Origin of the sequence: Streptomyces sp. NPDC001351, from assembly GCF_042896045.1 — a bacterium.
Classification (GTDB): domain Bacteria; phylum Actinomycetota; class Actinomycetes; order Streptomycetales; family Streptomycetaceae; genus Streptomyces.
Window position 1 is genome coordinate 416,426 of record NZ_JBIAWS010000009.1, and the last position, 16,252, is coordinate 432,677.

17 protein-coding genes and 1 pseudogene are annotated in these 16,252 nt (G+C 71.5%); 6 read left to right on the plus strand and 12 right to left on the minus strand.

The window, feature by feature from the left end:
- Positions 1 to 2: 2 nt before the first annotated feature.
- Entirely contained in the window at positions 3 to 1,196 is a 1,194-nt protein-coding gene (gene tuf, locus ACFY1U_RS32490) for an elongation factor Tu (protein WP_390697707.1), read from the minus strand.
- Between the two features lie 54 nt (positions 1,197 to 1,250).
- The gene (locus ACFY1U_RS32495) at positions 1,251 to 2,204 is read right to left on the minus strand and encodes a ribose-phosphate diphosphokinase (protein WP_390697708.1); all 954 of its coding nucleotides are present in this window, start codon (positions 2,202 to 2,204) and stop codon (positions 1,251 to 1,253) included.
- 194 nt (positions 2,205 to 2,398) lie between these two features.
- Here ACFY1U_RS32495 and otr(A) point away from each other — a divergent pair, with 194 nt between their 5' ends.
- Positions 2,399 to 4,300 carry a tetracycline resistance ribosomal protection protein Otr(A) gene (gene otr(A), locus ACFY1U_RS32500; protein ID WP_390697709.1) on the plus strand — a complete coding sequence of 634 codons (1,902 nt, stop codon included), beginning with the start codon at positions 2,399 to 2,401 and terminating at the stop codon, positions 4,298 to 4,300.
- 171 nt (positions 4,301 to 4,471) lie between these two features.
- Here otr(A) and ACFY1U_RS32505 read toward each other — a convergent pair whose 3' ends face one another.
- On the minus strand, positions 4,472 to 5,662 hold the full coding sequence (locus ACFY1U_RS32505) for a cytochrome P450 (protein ID WP_390697710.1): 1,191 nt from the start codon (positions 5,660 to 5,662) through the stop codon (positions 4,472 to 4,474).
- Between the two features lie 143 nt (positions 5,663 to 5,805).
- Between ACFY1U_RS32505 and ACFY1U_RS32510 the strand changes: the two genes are divergently transcribed.
- A complete protein-coding gene (locus ACFY1U_RS32510) occupies positions 5,806 to 6,468 on the plus strand; it encodes a DUF4230 domain-containing protein (protein ID WP_390697711.1) in 663 nt (220 codons plus the stop codon).
- Here ACFY1U_RS32510 and ACFY1U_RS32515 read toward each other — a convergent pair whose 3' ends face one another.
- From ACFY1U_RS32515 to ACFY1U_RS32540, 6 genes are read right to left on the minus strand one after another with little or no spacing between them, the layout of a single operon-like run.
- On the minus strand, positions 6,469 to 8,232 hold the full coding sequence (locus ACFY1U_RS32515) for a complex I subunit 5 family protein (protein ID WP_390697712.1): 1,764 nt from the start codon (positions 8,230 to 8,232) through the stop codon (positions 6,469 to 6,471).
- Positions 8,232 to 8,579 (minus strand): sodium:proton antiporter, encoded by a 348-nt coding sequence (locus ACFY1U_RS32520; RefSeq protein WP_390697777.1) that lies wholly within the window; start codon positions 8,577 to 8,579, stop codon positions 8,232 to 8,234. The genes ACFY1U_RS32515 and ACFY1U_RS32520 overlap by 1 nt, the downstream gene beginning before the upstream one ends.
- 8 nt (positions 8,580 to 8,587) lie before the next feature.
- Complete coding sequence (locus ACFY1U_RS32525) at positions 8,588 to 9,328, minus strand: MnhB domain-containing protein (RefSeq protein WP_390697713.1); 741 nt, start codon at positions 9,326 to 9,328, stop codon at positions 8,588 to 8,590.
- Positions 9,325 to 9,585, minus strand: a complete 261-nt coding sequence (locus ACFY1U_RS32530) for a Na(+)/H(+) antiporter subunit B (RefSeq protein WP_390697714.1) — start codon at positions 9,583 to 9,585, stop codon at positions 9,325 to 9,327. Before ACFY1U_RS32530 ends, ACFY1U_RS32525 begins: the two co-directional genes overlap by 4 nt.
- Positions 9,578 to 10,030 carry an MrpF/PhaF family protein gene (locus ACFY1U_RS32535; RefSeq protein WP_390697715.1) on the minus strand — a complete coding sequence of 151 codons (453 nt, stop codon included), beginning with the start codon at positions 10,028 to 10,030 and terminating at the stop codon, positions 9,578 to 9,580. Before ACFY1U_RS32535 ends, ACFY1U_RS32530 begins: the two co-directional genes overlap by 8 nt.
- On the minus strand, positions 10,027 to 10,209 hold the full coding sequence (locus ACFY1U_RS32540; protein ID WP_390697716.1) for a hypothetical protein: 183 nt from the start codon (positions 10,207 to 10,209) through the stop codon (positions 10,027 to 10,029). The genes ACFY1U_RS32535 and ACFY1U_RS32540 overlap by 4 nt, the downstream gene beginning before the upstream one ends.
- A gap of 258 nt (positions 10,210 to 10,467) precedes the next feature.
- On the opposite strand from ACFY1U_RS32540, the gene ACFY1U_RS32545 reads away from it, so the two are divergent.
- Together ACFY1U_RS32545 and ACFY1U_RS32550 are read left to right on the plus strand one after the other, a co-directional pair.
- Positions 10,468 to 11,136, plus strand: a complete 669-nt coding sequence (locus ACFY1U_RS32545; protein WP_390697717.1) for a VanZ family protein — start codon at positions 10,468 to 10,470, stop codon at positions 11,134 to 11,136.
- Between the two features lie 138 nt (positions 11,137 to 11,274).
- Positions 11,275 to 12,504, plus strand: a complete 1,230-nt coding sequence (locus tag ACFY1U_RS32550; protein ID WP_390697718.1) for an RICIN domain-containing protein — start codon at positions 11,275 to 11,277, stop codon at positions 12,502 to 12,504.
- 9 nt (positions 12,505 to 12,513) lie between these two features.
- Here the strand turns inward: ACFY1U_RS32550 and ACFY1U_RS32555 are convergent, their stop codons facing one another.
- From ACFY1U_RS32555 to ACFY1U_RS32565, 3 genes and pseudogenes are all read right to left on the minus strand, one after another.
- Positions 12,514 to 12,750: a hypothetical protein gene (locus ACFY1U_RS32555; RefSeq protein WP_390697719.1), complete on the minus strand. Its 237-nt coding sequence runs from the start codon at positions 12,748 to 12,750 to the stop codon at positions 12,514 to 12,516.
- Between the two features lie 155 nt (positions 12,751 to 12,905).
- A complete protein-coding gene (locus tag ACFY1U_RS32560) occupies positions 12,906 to 13,442 on the minus strand; it encodes a hypothetical protein (RefSeq protein ID WP_390697778.1) in 537 nt (178 codons plus the stop codon).
- Positions 13,430 to 14,216, minus strand: a pseudogene (locus tag ACFY1U_RS32565) (SDR family oxidoreductase); the annotation flags it as partial. The pseudogene ACFY1U_RS32565 and the gene ACFY1U_RS32560, both read right to left, overlap by 13 nt.
- 121 nt (positions 14,217 to 14,337) lie before the next feature.
- Here ACFY1U_RS32565 and ACFY1U_RS32570 point away from each other — a divergent pair.
- Together ACFY1U_RS32570 and ACFY1U_RS32575 are read left to right on the plus strand one after the other, a co-directional pair.
- On the plus strand, positions 14,338 to 15,378 hold the full coding sequence (locus ACFY1U_RS32570) for a PHP domain-containing protein (protein WP_390697720.1): 1,041 nt from the start codon (positions 14,338 to 14,340) through the stop codon (positions 15,376 to 15,378).
- A gap of 38 nt (positions 15,379 to 15,416) precedes the next feature.
- The gene (locus ACFY1U_RS32575; RefSeq protein WP_390697721.1) at positions 15,417 to 16,073 is read left to right on the plus strand and encodes an HAD family hydrolase; all 657 of its coding nucleotides are present in this window, start codon (positions 15,417 to 15,419) and stop codon (positions 16,071 to 16,073) included.
- Positions 16,074 to 16,252: the final 179 nt, after the last annotated feature.

The window sequence follows — 16,252 nt, forward strand, 5'->3', positions numbered from 1 at the left end:
GCCTACTTGAGGATCTTGGTGACCTGACCCGCACCGACCGTCCGGCCGCCCTCGCGGATCGCGAACTTCAGGCCCTCCTCCATGGCGATCGGCTGGATCAGCACGACGTGGATGCTGGTGTTGTCGCCCGGCATGACCATCTCGGTGCCCTTGGGCAGGGTCACCACACCGGTGACGTCCGTGGTGCGGAAGTAGAACTGCGGGCGGTAGTTCTCGAAGAACGGCGTGTGCCGGCCGCCCTCGTCCTTCGACAGGATGTACGCCTGACCCTCGAACTCCGTGTGCGGGGTGACCGTGCCGGGCTTGATGACGACCTGCCCGCGCTCCACGTCCTCGCGTTTGACGCCGCGCAGCAGAAGTCCGACGTTCTCCCCGGCCCGGCCCTCGTCGAGCAGCTTGCGGAACATCTCGATGCCCGTGACGGTGGTCTTCGTCTTCTGCTCGTGGATGCCGATGATCTCGACCTCGTTGTTGACGTGCAGCACCCCGCGCTCGATCCGGCCGGTGACGACGGTGCCGCGGCCGGTGATGGTGAAGACGTCCTCGATCGGCATGAGGAACGGCTTGTCCACATCGCGCTGCGGCTCCGGGACCGCCGTGTCGACGGCGTCGAGCAGGTCCAGCACCGACTGGGCCCACTGCTCGTCGCCCTCCAGGGCCTTCAGGGCGGAGACCTTGACGACCGGGACGTCGTCGCCGGGGAACTCGTACTCGGTGAGCAGCTCGCGCACCTCCAGCTCGACGAGCTCCAGGATCTCCTCGTCGTCCACCATGTCGGTCTTGTTGAGAGCGACGACGATGTACGGCACGCCCACCTGCCGGGCCAGCAGCACATGCTCCTTGGTCTGCGGCATGGGTCCGTCCGTGGCCGCCACGACCAGGATCGCGCCGTCCATCTGCGCCGCGCCGGTGATCATGTTCTTGATGTAGTCGGCGTGCCCGGGGCAGTCGACGTGCGCGTAGTGCCGGCGCTCGGTCTGGTACTCGACGTGGGCGATCGAGATCGTGATGCCGCGCTGCCGCTCCTCGGGCGCCTTGTCGATCTGGTCGAACGGCGTGAACGGGTTCAGGTCGGGAAACCTGTCGTGCAACACCTTGGTGATGGCCGCCGTGAGTGTCGTCTTGCCGTGGTCGATGTGACCGATCGTGCCGATGTTCACGTGCGGCTTGGTCCGCTCGAACTTCGCCTTCGCCACTGCAACCCCTCCTGAGCATCCCTGTGATGCCGAGCGTTGCTCGCTACCTCATGTCTATTCGCTTCGCGGCGCGTCGAACAGGGCGCTGACGGACTCCCCGTTGTGAATGCGGCGCACGGCCTCGGCGAGGGCGGGGGCGATGGACAGGATCCGCAGCTTCTCGGTGCGCTCCTCCTCCGGGACCGGCACGGTGTTGGTGCACACGATCTCCAGTACGTCGGGCTGCTCGCCGATCCGCTTGAGCGCCCCGGCCGCGAACAGGCCGTGCGTGCAGGCCACCCTGATCGACCGCGGCCCCAACTCCCGCAGCCGGTCGAGGAGTTCGAGGACGGTGCTGCCCTTGGCGATCTCGTCGTCCAGCACGATGACATCCCGGCCCGTGACCTCGCCGATCACGGTGCTGATGCTGACCTGGTCGTCGGCGAACCGCTGCTTGGCACCGGCGGCCACCTGGGCGCCGATCATCCGCGCGAACGCGGCCGCCTCCTTGGCGTTGCCGAGGTCCGGCGAGACGACGGTGGTGCGGGACAGGTCGTACTGCCGGAAATGTGCGGCCAGTTCGCGCCGGGCGTGCAGATGGTCGACCGGTACCGAGAAGAACCCGTGCACCTGCGGCGAGTGCAGCGTCATGGCGAGGACCCGGCTCGCGCCCGCCGCGACCATCAGGTCCGCGACGAGCCGTCCGCCCAGGGAGATCCGTGGTGCGTCCTTCTTGTCGGAGCGGGCGTAGGAGTAGTGCGGCATGACCACGGAGATCCGCGCCGCGGAGGCGCCGCGGGCCGCGTCGCACATCAGCAGCAGTTCCACGAGGTGCTCCTGGACCGGGCGGACCAGCGGCTGGATCAGGAAGACGTCCCGCTCGCGGCAGTTCGCCTGGAGCTGCACCTCCAGACAGTCGTTGGCGAATCGGCTGACCCGGGTGGGACTGAGCGGCACACCGAGATGCGCGCAGACCTCCGCGGCCAGGTCGGGGTGGGCGCTGCCGCTGAACACGGAGATGTCTCGCACGATCCGCTCCTCGCGTGATCATTCCGGGGGACGGGTTCATGCTACTGACCGCGGAAATTCGGTTGCGGTGTGCCAGCGGCCGCAGGCCATGATGTCCCGGTCCGAGTCCCTCACCTCAGGAGATCCCATGCGCCGACTCCTCGGAATCAACCAGCGCCCCCATCGGCCCACGGTTTTCGAGGACTCGACCCCGCATGAACACCCTGAACATCGGCATTCTCGCCCACGTCGACGCCGGTAAGACCAGCCTCACCGAGCGGCTGCTGTTCGACCACGGAGCGATCGACCGGCTCGGCAGCGTCGACGGCGGTGACACCCGTACGGACGACGGCGAGATCGAGCGGCAGCGCGGCATCACCATCCGCTCCGCGGTCGCCGCGTTCACCGTCGGCGACACCCAGATCAACCTCATCGACACCCCCGGGCACTCCGACTTCATCGCCGAGGTCGAGCGCGCCCTGGAGGTCCTGGACGGGGCGGTGCTGCTGCTGTCCGCCGTGGAGGGCGTGCAGGCGCAGACGAGGGTGCTGATGAGGACGCTGCGGCGGCTGAGGCTGCCCACGCTCGTCTTCGTCAACAAGATCGACCGTGCGGGCGCCCGGTCCGCGGGCCTGCTGGCCGACATCCGGCGCAGACTGACGCCGTACGTCGCACCGCTCACGGACGTGACGGGCATCGGCACCGCCGACGCCCGCGTCATGGCACGCCCGCCCGGGGATCCGCAGCTGGCCGAGGCTCTCGCCGAGGTCGACCCGGAGGTCCTCGCTGCGGTCGTCGACGGCCCCGTGCCCACGCCCGACGACCTGCGCAAGGTGCTCGCCGCGCGGACCGCCGACGGCTCGTTCCACCCCGTCTTCTTCGGCTCGGCCCTCGGCGGCCAGGGCATCGCCGAGCTCGTCGGGGGCGTGACCGGGCTGATCCCGCCCGCGCCCACGGCCGAGGGCACCGGCCCGCGCGGCACGGTGTTCGCGGTACGCCCCGGCGCGGGCGGCGAACGGACGGCGTATCTGCGGCTGTACGACGGCGAGGTGTCACCGCGGCAGCGCGTGACCCTGCTGCGGCGCGAGGCCGACGGCCGCACCACGGAGGTCTCCGGACGGGTGAACCGCCTCGACGTGGTGGGCCGGGCCGGGTCGTCGCTCACCGCGGGGAACATCGCGGCGCTCACCGGCCTGGCAGGCGTGCGGGTGGGCGATCGCCTCGGCGATCCCCCACGCTCGAACCCGACTCGCGCGGGGGGATCCCCATCCGACCGTGCACCGCAGTTCGCTCCGCCCACACTGGAGACGCTGGTGCGGGCCCGGCACCCCGGGCAGGCCGCGCCGCTGCGCACCGCCCTGCTCGCCCTCGCCGACCAGGACCCGCTGATCCACGCCCGCCCCGCATCCGCCGGCACCACCGCCCTGCTCCTGTACGGCGAGGTCCAGATGGAGGTCCTGGCGGCCACGCTCGCCCAGGACTTCGGCATCGAGGCCGACTTCGAGCCGGGCCGGGTGCGGTTCCTGGAGCGCCCGCAGGGCGTCGGTGAGGCCTGGGAGGAGATGCCCTGGCACCTCGGTACGCGCCACTGGGCGACGATCGGGCTGCGGGTCGAGCCGGGGCCCCGCGGCTCGGGCGGAGTGTTCACCTACGAGACGGAACTCGGAGCACTCCCCCGCGCCTTCCACCAGGCCATCGAGGACACGGTGCACGCCACCATGGAGACCGGTCTGCGCGGTGCCTCCGTCACGGACTACCGGGTCACGCTGATCCGCTCCGGCTACTGCGCCCCGATCAGCACGGCCGCCGACTTCCGCGCGCTCACCCCGATCGTGCTGCGCGCGGCCCTGGAGCGAGCGCGCACCCGGCTCTACGAGCCGTACCACGCCTTCGAGGCGGAGACCCCGCTCGACGCCCTGGCTCCGGTGACCGCCCAACTCGCCGCGTACGGTGCCGAGTTCACGGGCACGACGGGTGGCACGACGTCTTGGCTGATCACGGGGGAACTCCCGGCCCGCCGGGTACGCGAGGCCGAACTGCGCCTGCCCGTCCTGACGCACGGCGAGGGGGTGTGGTGGTCACGGGTGTCGGGGGACCGGGAACTGCGCCCTCACTGAAGGTACGACCGCGTCGGTTCGACGGGCCGGTGACGGGAGCGGTTGGCACACGATCGGCAGTGGCTTCACGGACCGCAGGGACAACTGCCTGCCCGGGCCGGAGCACTTCAGCTGCGGCATGGCGCGCCGGCCACGCTGGGAGACCGACTCGTATGCCCGCCCTGGCGGCGTTCACCACGAAACCGGCAGCCGTCGTGGGCTGCGTGTCATCTGGCCCTCCCGCCACTCGATCGTCCCGGGGGTGAACTCGGCGCGCAGGTCGGGGAAGCGGGCTGCCAGGCGGTGCAGGGCGAGGCCGAGTTCCAGGCGGGCGAGCCAGGCGCCCAGGCAGTGGTGGGGGCCCGCGCCGAAGATGACGCTGGGTGCGCTCAGCGGGGTGAACAGGTCCGGTGGGCCGGGCGGGAACACGTCGGGGTCGCGGCTGGCGGCGTTGGTCTGGACGGCGACCACGCTGCCCGCGGGGATCGTCACACCGCCGACCTCGGTGTCCTCGACGGCGCGGCGGATCAGCCCGGGCAGCACCCGGCCCTCGCTGAGCGGGACGGCCCGCAGCAGTTGTTCGGCCGCGACGGCCGCCGTCCCCTCATTCTCGGCGAGGCCGGGCCAGGCCTCCTGCCGGTCGGTGAGGAGGTAGACGACGATGTTGCCGAGCGCCGTCATGGTGGTCTCGTGACCCGCGACCACCAGCCCGCACACCAGGGTCACCAGTTGCCGTTCGTCGATGTCGAGGCTGTCGCCCGCCGCCACCAGGCCGCTCACCAGGTCGTCGCCGGGGTTCTTGCGCCGCTGGGTGACCAGGTCGGCCGCGAAGTCCCCGAACTCGCGCATGGCGGCGACGACTTGCTCCCGAGTGTGCGCGCCGCCGGAGAGCGCGTGGTCGGCCCAGTGGCGGATGCGCTCGCCGTCCACGTGGTCGAGCCCCATCAGCCGGGAGATGACGGAGACGGGCAGCGGGCGGGTGAAGCCCTCGATGATGTCCGCGGGACGCTCCTGCGCGGCGAAGTCGTCGAGGAGTGCTTCGACCACCGAGGCCACCCAGGGCCGCCAGCGGGCGATCGCGCGGGGCGTGAACGCCCGCTGGACGGTGCCGCGCAGCCGTTGGTGGGCCTCGCCGTCCTGGTTGAGGAGCCCGTTCGGGTCGTCCAGCAGGTTCGGTACGAGGAGCAGCGGCGGAGCGTCCTCGGCGTGCAGGGAACTCCTGTTGAACCGGGGGTCCATGAGCACCTGACGTACGTCGGCGTAGCGGGTCACCAGCCACACCGGGGTGCCGGTGGCGAGGGTGGCGTGACGGGGCGGACCGGGTTCGGGGAGGTCGATGCGGTGCATGGGGCAAAGGGGCCGGGACGTGCTGTGTGTACTCATCCGGGACTCCAGGCGCGCCGGTACGGAGAGTTCTCCACGCTAGTGCGCCCCGCATGCCCCCGTCAGCGGTGTCATTCGGCCAACAGCCTGGTCTGACAAGGGTTTTGAGGGGCATGCGGAGAGTAGGAAGGAGGGCCGTCGCCATGACGACTCCCATCAGGCGCATGTCCAGGCGCATGCCCGGCTGGGCGAAGGCGGTGAGCGCCGTCGTGCTGGTGCTCGTGGTGTTCTTCGCCGGGATCCGGCTGAGTGTGCTCCCTGGCCTCAAGGACCTGTTCGGCACCGAAACGCACGACCGCTCGGGACCCGCACTGCTCCAGTCCATCCAGGACATGAGCCGTTACGACGCCGCCTCCGGCAACTTCCAGGTCGTCGTGGACCTGGAAAAGGACACCAAGTACCTGCCCGACGCGATCCGCGGCTCCCGCACGCTGTACATCGGTGCGGGCACCGTCGACGCGTACGTCGACCTCGGCAAGGTCGGCAAGGACGACGTCACGGTCAACGGCGACCGTACGTCCGCCACGCTCCGGCTGCCGCACGCGGCGCTCGGCAAGCCGGCCCTCGACCCGGACCGCTCCTACGCCGTCTCCAAGCAGCGCGGTCTCCTCGACCGGCTCGGCGACCTGTTCTCGGACAACCCCAACAGTGAGCAGGCCGTGCAGAAGCTCGCGGTCAAGCACATCGGTGACGCGGCGAAGGACAGCGGCCTGACCCGGCGCGCCGAGACCAACACCACCGACATGCTCGACGGCCTGCTGCGTTCCCTCGGTTTCACGGAGGTGCATGTCGTGTACGGGAGCTGATCAGGCCCCGACGACTGCGGGCAGTACGAGCGCGCCCAGCAGCGCGGCGCCGACCAGCACCCAGGCCACGTAGTCCCCGACGTGACCGGACTGCAGGCGCCGCAGCTGTGAGGCCCGGTACGCTCCCGCGAGCAGCTTCGGCCGGATGACGGCGAGAGTCGCGAGGCCCACCGCCAGCGCGGTGGAGGCGAACCCGAGCAGGATCCCGGTCGGTGTCCAGTGCGGGGCCGGGACCACGACTCCCCCGGACCCGGCATCGTTCACGCCGTGGGCGACCAGTTCGGCGAAGCCGGGGACGACGCCGACTGCGAGGGCCGCGGCGAGCAGCACCGCGGGTACCAGCGTCATGGTGTCGGGGACCCGGCTGAGCGGGCGCTGCGTCTCGGGCTCCTCGCCGGAGCCGGTCGTCTCGTACTCGGTGTCCTCCTCGGGCCTGGGGCCGAGGCCGAAGTAGACCCGCGCGGTGACCCGCAGTACCGCCGCGCCGGTCACCGCACTCGCGAAGACGAACAGCACGGTGAGCGGGCCTCCCACGGCCTCCTCGGTGACGGCCTTGCCGAGCCCCGTGCCGAAGGGGGGCAGCCCGGCGAGGCCGAGGCCGCCCAGGCCGTAGAGTACGGCGACGCCGCGCAGCCGGCGGGCGCGTCCGTGCAGCGCGTACTCGTCGACGTTGCCGAACCGGTCGAGGAGGATGCCGGTACAGGCGAACAGGGCGGCCTTCACGCCGGCGTGGCCGAGGATGTAGAGCGCGACCCCGTCGTCGCCCTCCGGCGTCAGTACGCCGATGCCGATGAGGAACAGCCCGGTGTGGGCGATCGCCGAGAAGGCCAGCTGTCGTTTGATGTGCCGCTGGAACCAGCACATCACCGATCCGATGACCGCCGTCAGCGCTCCGAGCACCAGCAGTGCCCGCTGCGCGTCGGCGCCCGGGATGCCGCCGGGCCCGGAGAACACGCTCCCGTACACCCGCCACACGCCGTACGTGCCGAGTTCGACCATCACGCCCGACAGCAGCATGCACACGGGCGTCGGCGCGACGGCGTGGGCGTCGGGAAGCCAGAAGTGGAAGGGGACGGTGGCCGCCTTGACCAGCAGTCCGGCGAGGACCAGGACGAACCCGGCGAGGACGAGCGCGTCGGGTCCGCCGTGCCGGTCCAGGCCGCGCCCGATCTGGGGCATCGCCAGTTCGCCGGTGCGGGCGTACAGCAGCCCGATGCCCATCAGCATGGCGTAGGCGCCGAGCGAGGTGACGACCGCGAAGGTGAGTGCGCCCTGGACGGCCTTGGCCTCCTCGACGCGGGTGCCAGTCAGGGCGTAGGCGACGACGCTCATGAGCTCGAACCAGACGAACATGTTGAACAGGTCGCCGGCGAGGGCGAAGCCGCACATGCCGCCCTGGAAGACCAGCATCAGCGCGGGGAAGGAGCCCGCGTGGCGGCGGGGCGGTTCGTCGAAGTAGTGCCAGGAGTACGCCAGTGCGGCCAGGGTCAGCAGTGAGGCGAGCGCGGCCATGCCGAGGCCCGGCCCGTCGCCGGTCAGGACGATGCCGACGCTCTCGCCGTTCACGGGCTGCCAGCCGCCGACCCACTCGGTCATGGGCGGTGAGGAGTTGAGCAGCAGCACGATCGCGAGTCCGGCCGTGCCGGCGGAGACGGCGCACCCGGCGGACTCGGCGACCACGCGCGGCAGCCGGCGGCCCGCGGCGACCAGGAGGGCGGCCCCCAGCAGGGGCACGGCGACGACGAGGGGCAGCAGGTCGTTCATCAGCCGCGCAGCTCGGAGAGTTCGTCGGGGTCGACGGTGCCGTGCCGCTTGGCGATCTGCATGACGAGCGCGAGCAGCAGCGCGGTGACGGTGGCGCCGACGACGACGTCGGTGAGGGTGAGCGCCTGCACCACGGGGTCCACGACCGGCCGGGAACCGGGTTTGATGTCGGAGAACACGGGCGCGGTGGCGCCGTCGCGGTAGCCGACGGACAACAGCAGCACATAGGTGCCGGCCTGGCAAACGGACAGGCAGCCGATGGCGTGGATCAGGTTGCGGCTGGTTGCCAGGCCGTAGCAGCCGACGAGGAAGACCCAGGCGGCCACCAGGTACGGCAGTACATCCATCACGGCTCTCATGTGCCGCTCTCCTCCTCGATCTCGACGGCCTGGTCCAGGAAGCGGGCGAGCAGCACGACGACGGCGCTGGCGACCTCCATGCCGATGGCCGCGTTCAGCAGCGGGACGGTGCCGCCGGAGGACAGCGTGTTGAAGGTGCCGTACGGCAGCAGGGTGTTGGCGAGGAAGGCGGTGCCTCCGATGAGTCCCGCGATGCCCATGACCAGGTAGCCCGAGGCGGCGAGGGCGTCGGCGACCTCGTAGGCGCCGATCGGCCTGATGCGTTCCAGGGCCGCGTAGTCGGCGCCCAGGTAGAGCAGATGCAGGGCGGTCGCGGCGACCACTCCGCCCTGGAAGCCGCCGCCGGGGCTGAGCTGGCCGTGGGCGATGACATACAGGCCGCTGAGCAGGGCGACGGGCAGCACGACGAGGGCGTAGCGGCGGACCGGCAGGGCGACCTCGGCGGGCTCGGGGCGGGCGCGGTGTTCGTCGCGGGTCTGGCGCAGCAGTATCACGCAGCCGAGGACGGCGGAGAACAGGATGGTCATCTCGCCGAGGGTGTCGAAGGCGCGCTGGTCGAAGTTGACGGAGGAGATGGTGTTGGCGGTCTGCCGGGCCAGGGAGGCGTGCACGGCGCGGTCGCCGTAGGGGTGGCTGTCGCCGCCGAAGTGCGGCAGGTCCAGGCAGGCCGCGACGAGCAGGGCGGCCAGACCCGCGCCGCCCGCCAGCAGCACCCACAGCCGGGCGCGCCGGGTCACCGCTCACGCTCCTTGCCCTGGCCGCGCCGCCTGACCTTGCGGACGGTGAGCATCAGCAGCAGTGGTGTCAGCGCGGAGCCGACGGCCAGTTGGGAGAGTCCGACGTCGGGCGCCTGGAGCACGGTGAACAGGGCGGCGAGGGCGATGCCCAGGAGGGACAGGACGAGGGCCTGGCGCATGGGGTCGCGGGTTGCCACGGCCGCGGTCGCGCAGGCCGCGACCAGCAGCAGTACCACGACGATCACCGCGTCAGCCACCGCGGACCCCCCGGAATCCGCCGGCCAGGGCCCGCGAGGCGATGATGTTCCCGCTGATCAGCAAGGCGCCGATGACCAGCAGCTTCACCATGGCCCGGCCGGGCCCGGTGGCGACGCACAGGGCGATCACGGCGGCCGCGCCGAGACCGGCGACCGTCAGGGTCGGGCCCCAGGCGCGCGGTGGGTCCTCGGCGAGTTCCTCGGCGAGCAGCCGGGCGAAGACGAGGGTGCCGACGGGGCCGAGCAGGGCCAGGACGAGGCCGAGGTCGACGTAGGAGGGGCGGTGGTAGGCCTGGGAGAGGAGCAGCAGGCTCGGGCAGGCGAGTGCGGAGGACAGGTTCTGGGCCACGACCCGGCGGCGGAGCGGACCGGTGGTCACGCCCCACAGCGCGGTGCCCAGTCCGCCGGCGAGGCCGACGGTGGCGGCGAGCGTCCAGCCGTTCATGTCCCGCTCACCGCCCGTCGTGCGCCCCGGGCCGCGAGGGCGCCCACGCAGGCGCAGCTCGCGCCGACGACGAGTTCCAGGGTGTCGACGGTGCTGATGAGGACCAGCCACAGCAGGCCGAGCGCGATCCACCAGCCCAGCAGCTCGGCCGCGGTGAACAGGGCCGTTCGCAAGGTCATGCGCCACCTCCTCGGGCTCTGCTCGCACACCGTCACAGGCGGGATGTCCGGTACATCCGGTACGTGCGTCCCGCGGCATCCAAACATCGCGGCGGGTGCCTCGGGTGGCGGCGCGCTGGCTTCCACCGCCGGAGTGCCCCTACGGCAGGAAGGGAAACCGCCAGGGCGTCCGGGCCGCGTCGGCCGGGCGGCGGCATTCTCGGCCGCCGAGCGGGTAACCGCCTTATAGCGCAGGGAAGTTGAAGACTGGAGGACCTGATGGCCCGTGCAGCCTTGCGACCACGTTCAGCGTTGCGCCTGCGTACCGGCAAGACCGGCGCGTCCGAGAAGCCGAAGAAGTCCGAGAAGGGGAAGAAGCCGGAGCAGGGGAGCAAGCAGGAGAAGGCGAAGAAGTCCGCGAAGCCGCGGGGAAAGTCGCAGCAGGCTCCTCGTGAGCGGCATGTACTGGCCCTGCCGATCCGCCTGCTGGCGATGCTGTGCGCCTTCGTGTTCATGGTGGCGTTCGCCGTGGTGCTGGCCCGGCTGACCCTGGAGCCCTCCCCCGCCTCGGTGGCGATGGCCCACACGAACTTGCATCCGGGAAGCACTCTGCGGCTCTATCTGGACCAGCCGGCGTTCCGGGACGCCGTGAAGCAGATCGGCGGCAATGTGCTGCTGGGCGTTCCGTTCGGCATCCTGGTGCCGGTCGTCGCACCGCGGGCGCGCGGGCTGCTGAGGGTGCTGTTGCTGACCGCGGTGGTGATGCTGCTGGTGGAGTTCGCCCAGGGGGCGCTGGTCGAAGGCCGGGCCTTCGACATCGACGACGTCATCCTCAACACGACCGGTGCGCTGGTGGGTTACCTCCTGCTGGGGCGGCGGCTGAGCCGGGCGGTGCACGCGCGGGAGCGGCTGCCTCGGCGGGCTGCGAAGCGGGCAAAGGACGCATAACCCGACCGCTCAACTCCTGGTCCGTACCAAGGTATTGACGCTCCCTTATCTCACTCCTTAAATCAAGAGGCGACGCGTTCACCCCCCACCCCGGCCGGGCTCCTTCGCGCACCCGGCCGCCGTACGGAAGGAAGTGCCGTGGCCTCCCCACGCCTGCTGCGCAGATGTCTGTTCGCCGCCCTGTCCGCCGTGCTGGCCGCGTCCGCCGCGACCGGTGCGGCGCAGGCTGATCCGCCCGAGGCGGCCGCCGCCGCGGTGGCGTTCTCCGACACCTTCGACGGGCCGGCCGGAGCCGCGGTCGACTCCTCGAAGTGGCAGACCGAGACCGGAGACAACGTCAACAACCACGAGCGGCAGTACTACACCTCGGGCACCAGGAACGCGGCCCTGGACGGCCAGGGCCATCTGGTGATCACGGCGCGGCGCGAGAACCCGGCCAACTACCAGTGCTGGTACGGGACCTGCCAGTACACCTCGGCGCGGCTGAACACCTCGGGGAAGTTCAACGCCCAGTACGGGCACGTCGAGGCGCGGATGAAGATCCCGCGGGGGCAGGGGATGTGGCCCGCGTTCTGGATGCTCGGCACGCCCGTGAACTGGCCGGATTCGGGCGAGATCGACGTCATGGAGAACGTCGGCTACGAGCCGTCCACCGTGCACGGCACCATCCACGGCCCCGGCTACTCCGGTTCGGGCGGCATAGGCGCCGCCTACTCCCTGCCGAACGGGCAGGCCTTCGCGGACGCCTTCCACACTTTCGCCGTCGACTGGGCGCCCGACTCGATCACCTGGTCGGTGGACGGCACCGTCTACCAGCGGCGCACACCCGCCGATCTGGGCGGCCGGACCTGGGTGTTCAACAAGCCGTTCTTCCTGATCCTCAACCTGGCGGTGGGCGGCTACTGGCCGGGCGACCCGGACGGCTCCACGTCCTTCCCACAGCAGCTGGTGGTGGACTCGGTGTCGGTCACGACCAGCGGCTCGGCCACCGGAGCGGCGATCAGGGGACTGGCCGGAAAGTGCGTCGACGTCGCCGGGGCGAACCCGGCCGACGGCACCCCCGTCCAGCTCTACGACTGCAACGGCACCGCCGCCCAGCAGTGGACCGCGGGCTCCGACGGCACCCTGCGCGCGCTCGGCAAGTGCCTGGACGTCACCGGCAACGGCACCGCGGACGGCTCGACCGTCCAGCTGTGGGACTGCACCGGCGGCCCCAACCAGCAGTGGACGGTCACCGGGGCGCACGACATCGTCAATCCGCAGGCCGACAAATGCCTCGACGTGACCGGGAACAACTCGGCCAACGGCACCCGGCTGCAGATCTGGACCTGCTCGGGCGGCGCCAACCAGAAGTGGACGGTCGGCTGAACCGGGCCGTCAGTGCAACTTCCAGGTGAACTTGTCGCCGCCGACCCAGCGCACCACGTCCGGGTCGTCCAAGTCGTGCACCGTGATGCCGAAGGCGGCGGCCGCCTCCAGGACGTCGGTGACGGACTTGGCCTCACCGATCACTTCGCCGTCGATCTCCACGATCCGGAACGGCGGTGTACCCGGTTGCACACGGAGGACCATGATCCGCGGGTTGGAGATGTGGGGAGCTGCTTGTTCCGTCATGCAATAGAGCGTAGGACGCATCGGCCCCAGGTTGCTCGGGGGTGTCGGCGTCGCAGCAGCTCGAGGACCGCCGCCTCGGTGGCGCCCTGTGTCGCGGGACGGCCGAAGTTCCCGTGTTCGCCCAGCCGGGTGAGCACGGGGGCGATGGTCTCCCCCTACTCGAAGGGGCAGTGGCTGACCTCCGGTCGGCGCGGCTGGTCTGTCGGCGCCGGGCGGCCGGCGGGGCGCCTCGTTGAGGTCGTCGCCGTGCAGGTCGTGCCAGGCGTGTCGGTCCCAGTAGACCAGCGGCCGCTCCCTGCCGCTGCGGCGGCGCAGCGGGGCCCGTACGACGGCGTGAGCGTGGTCGAGCAGGCGCACGGCGCACGCGGTGACCTGGGACCGGGACAGGCCGCGGCCGGCGAGTTCCAAGACAGCCATGGCGCGCATTTCGGGCAGGGCGCGGGCGACCTCGCGGACGTGTTCGTGCCTGGCCTGCTCCGGAGATGGCCATGGGGCCAGGGACAGATCCGCACCTCCCGCCAGGCGGGCGGGACGACCAGGCCCGGATGCGGGTGAGGTGCCCGGGGGCCTTCAGCTGCGCGCCGGTCTCGTCCAGGTGGCGGAAGCCGCGGCCGCAGCGGACCGGGTGAAGCCGGGGCCGTCGCGGGAGCTGGTGCGCAGCTGGGCGGCGGCCGGCTCGGGGGCGACGCCATTCATCGCCACTGAGGTGGGAGCAGGCCTGCGGGCCCATCCGCAGCATGCCGCCGTCCACGTTCCAGGAGGCGCCGGTGGCATAGGAGGCGTCGGGGCTCGCGAGGAAGGCGGTGACGGCGGCGATCTCGCGGGCGTCGCCGGGCCGTCCCATCGGGATGCCGGGGCGGGGCTCGGTGTGTACGTCGGTGTCCTCAGGGCCGGTCATCGGGGTGGCGATCTCGCCGGGCGCGACCGCGTTGACGGTGGTGCCGTACTCGGCGAGTTCCAGGGCCATGACCTGGGTGAGCGGTCCGAGGCCGCCCTTGGCCGCGCAGTACGGGGCGGCGCCGACCCAGGCTGCTCGTGGACGGAGGTCACGTTGACGATCCGGCCGCCGTCGCCCTGCCGGATCATGGGCCGCGCCGCCCACTGTCCGCACAGGAAGGGGCCGATCAGGTCGACCTCGACGACCTCGCGCACCGTGTCGAGCTCCAGGTCGAGGAAGGGCGTTCTGGTGCCCGTACCGGCGTTGTTGACCAGCACGTCGAGGCGGCCGGGCCGGTCGCAGAGCTCGTCGACGGTGCCGGCCGCGGTGGGCAGCCGGGTGAGGTCCGTCTGGGCCACGGCGGCCCGCTGACCGTGCGCGCGGACCTCCTCCGCGGTCTCCTCGGCGCCCTTGAGGCCCTGTTCCAGGTGATGCCGACGTCCATGCCCACCCGGGCCGGCCTGACGGCGGTGGCGCGGCCGATGCCGCAGTTGGAGCCGGTGAGCACGGCGACCTTGCGGGAGCTGATGCGGGCATCGCCGAGCTCCTCCTGGACGGTGCGAGGGGGGGCGCATCGCAGTGCCCGGGTGCGGGCGGGGCAAACCGTGCGGGGTGCCCGGGGCTGGGGAACCCTGGAGGTGGAGGTCACCATGGATCCCGTCGAGGCACTGGAGCGGATCGCCTTCCTGCTGGAGCGGTCCCTGGCGCCGACGTACCGCGTCCGCGCCTTCCGTACGGCGGCCCGCGTGCTGACGTCCCTGCCCGAGGACGAGGTGCGCGAGCGGGCGGCCGCCGGGTCACTGGAGTCACTCAAGGGTGTCGGCCCGAAGACCGCACAGGTCGTCCGGGAGGCGCTGGCGGGAGACGTGCCCGGCTATCTGCGCAAGCTGGAGGGCGAGGTGGGGGCGCCGAGCGAGGACCGGGCCGGTGCGGGGCTGCGGGCCAGGCTGCGCGGGGACTGCCATCTGCACTCCGACTGGTCGGACGGCGGCAGCCCGATCGAGGAGATGGGCCGGGCCGCGCGGGCGCTCGGGCACGAGTGGGCCGTGCTGACGGACCACTCCCCCCGGCTGACCGTCGCGCGCGGCCTGTCCGCCGAACGGCTGCGGGAACAGCTGGACGTGGTGGCGGAGCTGAACACCACCTGGGCGCCGTTCCGGATGCTCACCGGCATCGAGTGCGACATCCTCGACGACGGCTCGCTGGACCAGGAGCCGGAGCTGCTGGAGCGGCTCGACGTGGTCGTGGTGTCGGTGCATTCCAAGCTGCGCATGGACGCCCGTTCGATGACCCGCCGCATGGTGGCCGCCGTACGCGATCCGCACTCCGATGTGCTCGGGCACTGCACGGGGCGGCTGGTGACCGGGCGGGGGCGGCCCGAGTCGGAGTTCGACGCCGACGAGGTGTTCGCCGCGCTGGCCGAGACAGGCACCGCCCTGGAGATCAACAGCAGGCCGGAGCGGCTCGATCCGCCACGGCGGCTGCTGCGCGGGGCGGTCGAGGCGGGAGTGCTGTTCTCGGTCGACACCGACGCACACGCGCCCGGTCAGCTGGACTGGCAGATCCTGGGTTGTGCCCGGGCCGAGGAGTGCGGGGTGCCGGCCGAGCGCGTGGTGAACACCTGGAGCCTGGACGAGCTGCTGGCCTGGACCCACGCGCGGCGCACGCCCGCAGGAGTGACAGGAACCTGACGTGGTACTCGGGGCAGCGGAAGAGCAAGGGAGTGCGCATGGAACGGGCGGCCGTGTTCGACGTCGACGGAACACTCGTCGACACCAACCACCTGCATGTGGCGACCTGGTGGGAGGCCTTCCGGCAGGCCGGGCACAAGGTGCCCATGCACGCCATCCACCGCTCCGTCGGCCTCGGCTCCGAGGACCTCGTCGCCCGGCTGCTGGGCGATCGGCGGGACCCGGACCAGGACGCCGAACTCAGCGCCGCGCACAAGGCGTTGTACGGCCAGTACTTCGACCGGCTGCCCGCGTTCGAGGACGCCGGGCGGCTGCTGCGCCGCCTCGACCACGACGGCTGGAAGGTGGTGCTGGCCACCTCCGCGAGCGGCCCGGAACTCTCCGCGCTGCGCCGCGCCATCTGTGCCGACGACGCGATCACCGCCACCGCGAGCGCGGAGGACGTCACGGAGGGAAAACCGGCCCCCGAGCCCGTCGAACACGCCCTGGAACTGGCCGGGGTGTCCGCCGAACGGGCGGTGTTCGTCGGTGACACCGTGTGGGACATGCGCGCGGGCTGCCGGGCCGGCGTGCGCTGCCTGGGCGTGCTGTGCGGCGGCATCCCGCGCGCCGACCTGGAGGAGGCGGGAGCCGAGGCCGTGTACGACGACCCCGCGCATCTGCTGTCCGCCCTGGAGAGCAGCCCACTGGCCTGAGGCACCCGAACGGGTGACGCAGATCACCACGCAAGGCGCCGAACACCGGAACACCAGGCGGTAGTTCGCCGTTGAACCAACCGTGGGTGCGGATGGGACAGTGTCCCCGGGCCTCACCATTCGCCCACAGGGACGATCGTTCGGCTGAAGCCCTGTGGAGCCCTTCGCCGAGAGGCGAC

Bases quoted from the DNA above. Each gene is read 5' to 3' on its own strand.
- ACFY1U_RS32505 (WP_390697710.1), bottom strand. From the start codon at position 5,662: ATGAGTACACACAGCACGTCCCGGCCCCTTTGCCCCATGCACCGCATC.
- ACFY1U_RS32510 (WP_390697711.1), top strand. From the start codon at position 5,806: ATGACGACTCCCATCAGGCGCATGTCCAGGCGCATGCCCGGCTGGGCG.
- ACFY1U_RS32515 (WP_390697712.1), bottom strand. From the start codon at position 8,232: ATGAACGACCTGCTGCCCCTCGTCGTCGCCGTGCCCCTGCTGGGGGCC.
- ACFY1U_RS32520 (WP_390697777.1), bottom strand. From the start codon at position 8,579: ATGGATGTACTGCCGTACCTGGTGGCCGCCTGGGTCTTCCTCGTCGGC.
- ACFY1U_RS32535 (WP_390697715.1), bottom strand. From the start codon at position 10,030: ATGAACGGCTGGACGCTCGCCGCCACCGTCGGCCTCGCCGGCGGACTG.
- ACFY1U_RS32540 (WP_390697716.1), bottom strand. From the start codon at position 10,209: ATGACCTTGCGAACGGCCCTGTTCACCGCGGCCGAGCTGCTGGGCTGG.
- ACFY1U_RS32545 (WP_390697717.1), top strand. From the start codon at position 10,468: ATGGCCCGTGCAGCCTTGCGACCACGTTCAGCGTTGCGCCTGCGTACC.
- ACFY1U_RS32555 (WP_390697719.1), bottom strand. From the start codon at position 12,750: ATGACGGAACAAGCAGCTCCCCACATCTCCAACCCGCGGATCATGGTC.
- ACFY1U_RS32560 (WP_390697778.1), bottom strand. From the start codon at position 13,442: ATGGCGTCGCCCCCGAGCCGGCCGCCGCCCAGCTGCGCACCAGCTCCC.
- ACFY1U_RS32570 (WP_390697720.1), top strand. From the start codon at position 14,338: ATGGATCCCGTCGAGGCACTGGAGCGGATCGCCTTCCTGCTGGAGCGG.
- ACFY1U_RS32575 (WP_390697721.1), top strand. From the start codon at position 15,417: ATGGAACGGGCGGCCGTGTTCGACGTCGACGGAACACTCGTCGACACC.